At 70.0% G+C, this 6,484-nt stretch carries 4 protein-coding genes, 1 rRNA gene and 1 pseudogene; all 6 read left to right on the top strand.

Features of this window, described 5'->3' with window-relative positions; translation table 11 throughout:
- Nucleotides 1-20: 20 nt before the first annotated feature.
- Nucleotides 21-137: ribosomal RNA gene (gene rrf / locus PUR56_RS21925) — 5S ribosomal RNA — on the top strand.
- Nucleotides 138-234: 97 nt separating this feature from the next.
- Nucleotides 235-855 (top strand): CDP-alcohol phosphatidyltransferase family protein, encoded by a 621-nt coding sequence (locus PUR56_RS21920; RefSeq protein ID WP_329877966.1) that lies wholly within the window; start codon nucleotides 235-237, stop codon nucleotides 853-855.
- 136 nt (nucleotides 856-991) lie between these two features.
- Nucleotides 992-3,487: a mannose-1-phosphate guanyltransferase gene (locus PUR56_RS21915; protein WP_329877964.1), complete on the top strand. Its 2,496-nt coding sequence runs from the start codon at nucleotides 992-994 to the stop codon at nucleotides 3,485-3,487.
- Between the two features lie 151 nt (nucleotides 3,488-3,638).
- A pseudogene (locus PUR56_RS21910) lies at nucleotides 3,639-4,514 on the top strand (DUF881 domain-containing protein); the annotation flags it as partial.
- Between the two features lie 254 nt (nucleotides 4,515-4,768).
- Complete coding sequence (locus tag PUR56_RS21905; RefSeq protein WP_030062488.1) at nucleotides 4,769-5,101, top strand: small basic family protein; 333 nt, start codon at nucleotides 4,769-4,771, stop codon at nucleotides 5,099-5,101.
- A 535-nt stretch (nucleotides 5,102-5,636) separates the two neighbouring features.
- Nucleotides 5,637-6,473 carry a DUF881 domain-containing protein gene (locus PUR56_RS21900; protein ID WP_329950163.1) on the top strand — a complete coding sequence of 279 codons (837 nt, stop codon included), beginning with the start codon at nucleotides 5,637-5,639 and terminating at the stop codon, nucleotides 6,471-6,473.
- Nucleotides 6,474-6,484 lie beyond the last annotated feature (11 nt).

Below are 6,484 nucleotides of genomic sequence, written 5' to 3'. Positions count from 1 at the left end.
GGTTGACAGTTTCATAGTGTTTCGGTGGTCATAGCGTGAGGGAAACGCCCGGTTACATTCCGAACCCGGAAGCTAAGCCTCACAGCGCCGATGGTACTGCAGGGGGGACCCTGTGGGAGAGTAGGACGCCGCCGAACAATTCTTATGGAGAAGCCCCCGCCGGGGAACCGGGCGGGGGCTTCTCTGTTGTAAGGTCAACGTGCGAAGTTGCCACACATGACAGGAGGCCCCCGGGTGGAGGTCCAGGAGACGCGGGTCCAGACCGATCGCGTCCTCACCATCCCCAACCTGCTGAGCATGGGCCGGCTGGTCGGTGTTCCGCTCTTTCTCTGGCTGATCCTCTGGCCGGTGTTCGACGGGCCGAACAACGACGGCTGGGCATTGCTGATTCTGATGCTCAGCGGTATCAGTGATTACCTGGACGGGAAACTCGCCCGCCGGTGGGGGCAGATCAGCCGCGTGGGGCAGCTGCTGGATCCGCTGGCGGACCGGCTCTATGTGCTCTCCACGCTCCTCGGCCTGACCTGGCGTGAGATCCTGCCGTGGTGGCTGACGGCGATCCTGATTGCGCGTGAGCTGTTTATCGCCGCGCTCCTTCCCCTTCTCAACCGGCACGGCTACGGGCCGTTGCAGGTGAGTTTCCTGGGGAAGGCCGCGACCTTCAATCTGATGTACGCGTTTCCGCTTCTGCTGCTCGGCGCCGGGGACAGCTGGATCGCCCGGCCGGCCGAGATCGTGAGCTGGGCCTTCATCTGGTGGGGGACCGCCCTGTACTGGTGGGCCGGCATTCTCTACGCCGTCCAGGCGCGCCAGATCATCCGGGGCAGCTCGGCCTCCTCCGCGTCCACTGTCTGAGACGCGATCCCGGGACGGGATCTGAGAGAAGTCCCACGGCGACACGGTGCGTCGGACGATATCTTCCGGGTAGACCCCCTCTGGAACGGTTTGATGGACCTGCAGGGTCCACACCGCGAAGGAGGACGCACCCGTAATGAAAGCCGTTGTAATGGCGGGGGGCGAAGGCACCCGACTCCGCCCGATGACCTCCAGCATGCCGAAGCCGCTGCTTCCCGTGGTCAACAGGCCGATCATGGAGCACGTGCTGCGGCTGCTGAAGCGGCACGGCCTCTCCGACACCGTCGTGACCGTCCAGTTCCTGGCCTCACTGGTCAAGAACTACTTCGGTGACGGTGAAGAGTTGGGCATGAATCTCACCTATGCCAACGAGGAGACGCCACTGGGCACTGCGGGGAGTGTCAAGAACGCCGAGGACGCCCTGAAGGACGACTCCTTTCTGGTGATCTCCGGTGACGCACTGACCGACTTCGACCTCTCCGAATTGATCGCGTTTCACCGTAGTAAGAACGCACTGGTCACCGTCTGTCTCACCAGGGTGCCGAATCCACTGGAGTTCGGTATCACGATCACCGATGACGAGGGGCGCGTGGAGCGCTTCCTGGAGAAGCCGACCTGGGGGCAGGTCTTCTCGGACACGGTGAACACCGGTATCTACGTCATGGAACCCGAGGTCTTCGACTACGTCGCGGCGGGTGAGTCCGTCGACTGGTCGAGTGACGTGTTCCCGCAGTTGCTGAAGGAGGGCAAACGGGTCTACGGGTACGTCGCCGAGGGCTACTGGGAGGACGTGGGCACCCACGAGAGCTATGGCAAGGCCCAGGCGGACGTCCTGGAGGGCAAGGTCGACGTCGAGATCGACGGGTTCGAGATCTCGCCCGGGGTCTGGGTCGCCGAGGGCGCCGAGGTCGACCCGGAGGCGGTTCTCCGCGGGCCGCTCTACATCGGGGACTACGCCAAGGTCGAGGCCGGCGTGGAGATCCGCGAACACACCGTGCTCGGCAGCAACGTGGTCGTGAAGCGCGGGGCGTTCCTGCACCGGTCGGTCATCCACGACAACGTCTACGTGGGGCCGCAGAGCAATCTGCGGGGCTGTGTGGTCGGCAAGAACACCGATGTCATGCGGGCCGCGCGGATCGAGGACGGCGCGGTGATCGGGGACGAGTGCCTGATCGGCGAGGAGTCGATCATCGCGGCCAACGTCCGGGTCTACCCGTTCAAGACCATCGAGGCCGGCGCGGTCGTCAACACCTCGGTGATCTGGGAGTCCCGCGGGCAGGAGCACCTGTTCGGGCTGCGGGGTGTCTCCGGGATCCTGAACGTCGAGATCACCCCCGAGCTGGCCGTACGGCTCGCCGGCGCGTACGCGACGACGCTGAAGAAGGGCGCGACCGTCACCATCGCGCGTGACCACTCGCGAGGTGCGCGCGCCCTGAAGCGGGCGATGATCTCCGGGCTGCAGACCAGCGCGATCGACGTCCGCGACCTGGAGAACGTGCCGATGCCGGTGGCCCGGCAGCACACGGCCCGGGGCAGTGCCGGCGGGATCTTCCTGCGGACCACGCCCGGGGTGCCGGACTCGCTGGACATCCTCTTCTTCGACGAGCGCGGGGCCGATCTCTCGCAGGCCGGGCAGCGCAAGCTCGACCGGGTCTACGCGCGCCAGGAGTACCGCCGGGCCTTCCCCGGCGAGATCGGGGACCTCACCTTCCCGTCCAGCGTCTTCGACTCCTACGCGGGCAACCTGCTGCGGGCCGTCGACACCACCGGGGTGCGCGAGGCCGGTCTGAAGGTCGTCGTGGACACCGCGCACGGCAGCGCCGGGCTCGTCCTGCCGAGCATCCTCGGTCGGCTCGGGGTCGAGGCGCTCAGTGTCTCCAGCGGGCTGGACGAGTCCCGGCCCACCGAGGACGCCGAGGAGCGGCGCGCCGGGCTCGCCCGGCTGGGCGAGCTGGTGGCGTCGTCCCGGGCCGCCTTCGGGGTCCGCTTCGACCCGGTGGGCGAGCGAGTGGCCTTCGTGGACGAGCTGGGCCGGGTCATCGACGACGACCGGGCGCTGCTGGTCCTGCTGGACCTGGTCGCGGCCGAGCGGCGGAGCGGGCAGGTGGCGCTGCCGGTGACCACGACGCGGATCGCCGAGCAGGTCGCGGCGTACCACGGCACGCAGGTCACCTGGACCACGACCACGCCGGACGACCTGGCGAAGGCGGCAGCCGCCGAGGGCACGGTGTTCGGCGGGGACGGGCGCGGCGGCTTCGTCGTGCCGGAGTTCAGCGGTGTGCTGGACGGCGCCGCGGCGTTCGTCCGGCTGGTCGGGCTGGTCGCCCGGACCCAGCTCACGCTGAGCCAGATCGACGCGCGGATCCCGCAGGCGCACATCCGCCGCCGGGACATCGCGACGCCGTGGGCGGCGAAGGGCATGGTCATGCGTTCGGTGGTGGAGGCGGCCGGCAGCCGGCAGCTGGACACCACGGACGGTGTCCGGGTCGTCGAGGCGGACGGGCGGTGGACGCTGGTGCTGCCGGACCCGGCCGAGGCGGTCACCCACCTGTGGGCCGAGGGCCCGGACGACGAGGCGACCGAGGCGCTGCTGGACGAATGGGCGGCGGTGGTCGACGGCGCCGGGAGGTGACGGCCGGAGCCCGGTGACGGGTCGGCGGCGGGGCGGGCGGCTGGTGCCGCACCGCCCCGCTGTCCGTTTCGGGTGGTTGGTGGCGGTCGGTCCGTTTTGATGTGTATGCAGGTCAGGGGTTGTGTACGGGGCCCTCGTCGGCCGTGGGACGATGGTCCGCATGTCAGCGACGCCGACGCCGAGTGCCAGCAGTGGACGGTACAACCGTCCGGATGCCTCGATGTCCCTGCTGACCAATGTGATGGACCACAGCCTCGACGAGGGGTACGCCGAGGCGGCTGCGGCACGGGGCGGCGACGGTCCGCACCGGATACCCGGTACGGCGCGGGGGCTTCTCACGCTGGGGGCCGGGCTGGCCCTGGTGGGCGCGGTCCTCACGGTCGGGGCCGTGAACGCGCACGAGGCCGAGCCGACGCTCGCCAAGGAGCGCGACGCCCTGATCCACCGGATCAACGACTCCAACGGGTCGGCGGACCAGCTCCAGAAGCAGGTCCAGGAACTGCGGCGCAGGGTCGACAGCACCCAGCAGCAGGCACTCGCTCCGGGGGAGGTCGACCCGGCCGTCCTGGCCGGTGCGGTCGGCCTGGCCGAGGTGACCGGGCCCGGCGTCAAGCTGGTGCTGGAGGACGCGACCGGTACGGGCGCCGGCGGCAACGTCGACCCGCGCAGCGGGCAGGGCTTCTCGAACAGCGGACGGCTGCGGGACCGTGACCTGCAACTGGTGGTGAACGGGCTCTGGTCCTCCGGCGCGGAGGCCGTCGCGATCAACGGGCAGCGGCTCACCGCGCTCTCCGCGATCCGCGCGGCCGGTGAGGCCGTACTGGTGGACAACCGGCCGCTGGTCCCGCCGTACACCGTGCAGGCGCTGGGGAACGGGCCCAAGCTGGTGGGCGCCTTCGAGAGCGCGATGGCGGGCCAGTACCTGCGGCTGTTGCAGGAGAAGTACGGCATCAAGTCGACCATCTCCGCGCAGAAGAGCCTGACCCTGCCCGCGGCCGTGGGGGTCACCCTGCGGACCGCCCAACCTGCGCTCCCCGAGCCCTCGCCCACCGCGAGTCCGCCCGCCTCCGGGGAGGCGTCGCCGTCCGCGGGGCCCTCCGGATCGGCCTCACCGTCGACGGGCGGCACCGCGAGTCCGTCCGGCACCGCCTCGCCGTCCGCGAAGCCGACCGGGCAGGTCTCGGGGAAGCGCTCGCCGAGCCCCTCGGCCAAGACCACGACCGGCCGTCCGCCCACCGCGACCACCGGGTCGCCCTCCGCAGCGACAGGAGCAGCTAGACCGTGATTGCCGTACTGGGTCTCGTGATCGGGGTCGTCGTCGGACTCTTCGTCCAGCCCGAGGTACCGGACGCCGTCGTGCCGTACCTGCCGATCGCGGTGGTGGCGGCGCTGGACGCGGTGTTCGGCGGCGTCCGCGCGATGCTGGACGGGATCTTCAACGACAAGGTCTTCATCGTGTCGTTCCTGTCGAACGTGGTGGTGGCGGCACTGATCGTCTTCCTCGGGGACCAGCTGGGCGTGGGCTCGCAGCTCTCCACGGGCGTCGTCGTCGTCCTCGGAATCCGCATCTTCTCCAACGCCGCTGCGATCAGGCGCCATGTCTTCCGCGCCTGAGCCGGGCCGCGAGCGGGCGGCGGAGAAGAAAGCGGACGGATCTGCGGGAGAAGTTGTGCGCGAGGACGGTGGCGAGGAACGCGAGCCGGTACCGGTCGAGCCGGTGGACGGGAAGCGGCAGGAGAAGCCCGGGCAGGGGTCCGGCGACCGGCCGGTGAGGCGGTCCGACGGGCCGGCGATCGCGCCGGAGCCCGAGGAACGGCCCGGGCAGCCCGCGGACGCGGTGGCGGAGGAGCGGGAGGCGCGGGGGGAGCCGGCCGAAGAGTCTCTGCCCGACGGGAGGCCGGAGGGCGTTGCCGCCGACGGGGCCGGGGGCGAGCCCGCGCCCGGGGCCCCGGCGGAGCCCGGAGCGGAGCCTGCTCCGGCGAGCGCCCCCGAGGTGACGCCTGCGCCCGCGCGTGCGCTGCCGCCGGTGGCGGCAGCGGAACCGGTACGGCGGCCGGAGCCACGGCCCGAGCCCGCAGCGAAGTCGATCCCGCAGCCCCAAACCCAAACCCAGCCGCAGCTACAGCCGGCGGGGCCGGACGCCGAGTCCGTGGCGCCGTCCCCGCCGCCACCGGTACCGGTACCGGAACCTGCGCCGGCCCTCCCGTCTGCCGCCGCGCCCGCCCCCGAACCCGACTCCGGGCCGGCCCGGGACGACCGGGCCGCAGGGCGGCGACGGCTGAAGGCCGCGGTCTGGCCGCCGAGGTTGTCGCGCGGCCAACTGGTGGTGGCGGTGCTGCTGTTCTCGCTCGGACTGGCGCTGGCGATCCAGGTGCGGTCCACCAACGACCACCACAGTCAGCTGCGTGGCGCGCGCCAGGAAGACCTTGTTCGCATCCTCGACGAACTGGACGGCCGTCAGCAGCGTCTCCAGCAGGAGAAAGCGGAGCTCGAGCAGTCCCTGGCGAAGTTGGAGAACAGCTCCAACCAGGCCAAGGAAGCCCAGGAACAGACCAGGAAGAAGGTGACGGAGCTCGGCGTTCTGGCCGGGACCGTCCGAGCCACTGGTCCGGGGATCGTACTGACGGTCGATGATCCCCAAGGGCAGGTGAAGGCAGATATGCTGCTGGACACCCTGCAGGAACTCCGAGCGGCGGGGGCGGAGGCGATTCAGATCAACGATGTGCGTGTGGTGGTCAACACCTACTTCACGGACGTGTCCGGCGGCGGCGTGCAGATCGACGGCAAGAAGGTCTCGGCGCCCTACCGGTTCACCGTCGTGGGGAATCCGCAGGACCTCACACCCGCGTTGAACATTCCGGGGGGTGTGGTCCGTACCTTGGAGAACAACCAGGCACGCGCGACCATCTCCCAACAGCAGAAGGTGGTCGTCGACGCACTCGTCGACCCGAAGACCCCGCAGTACGCCAAACCGGCTCCGAAGTGAGCACCGCAGTC

Origin of the sequence: Streptomyces sp. BE303 (genome assembly GCF_036290945.1) — a bacterium.
Lineage (GTDB): Bacteria > Actinomycetota > Actinomycetes > Streptomycetales > Streptomycetaceae > Kitasatospora.
This window is presented reverse-complemented; position numbering and strand designations above follow the sequence as displayed.

Bases quoted from the DNA above. Each gene is read 5' to 3' on its own strand.
- PUR56_RS21915 (WP_329877964.1), top strand. From the start codon at position 992: ATGAAAGCCGTTGTAATGGCGGGGGGCGAAGGCACCCGACTCCGCCCG.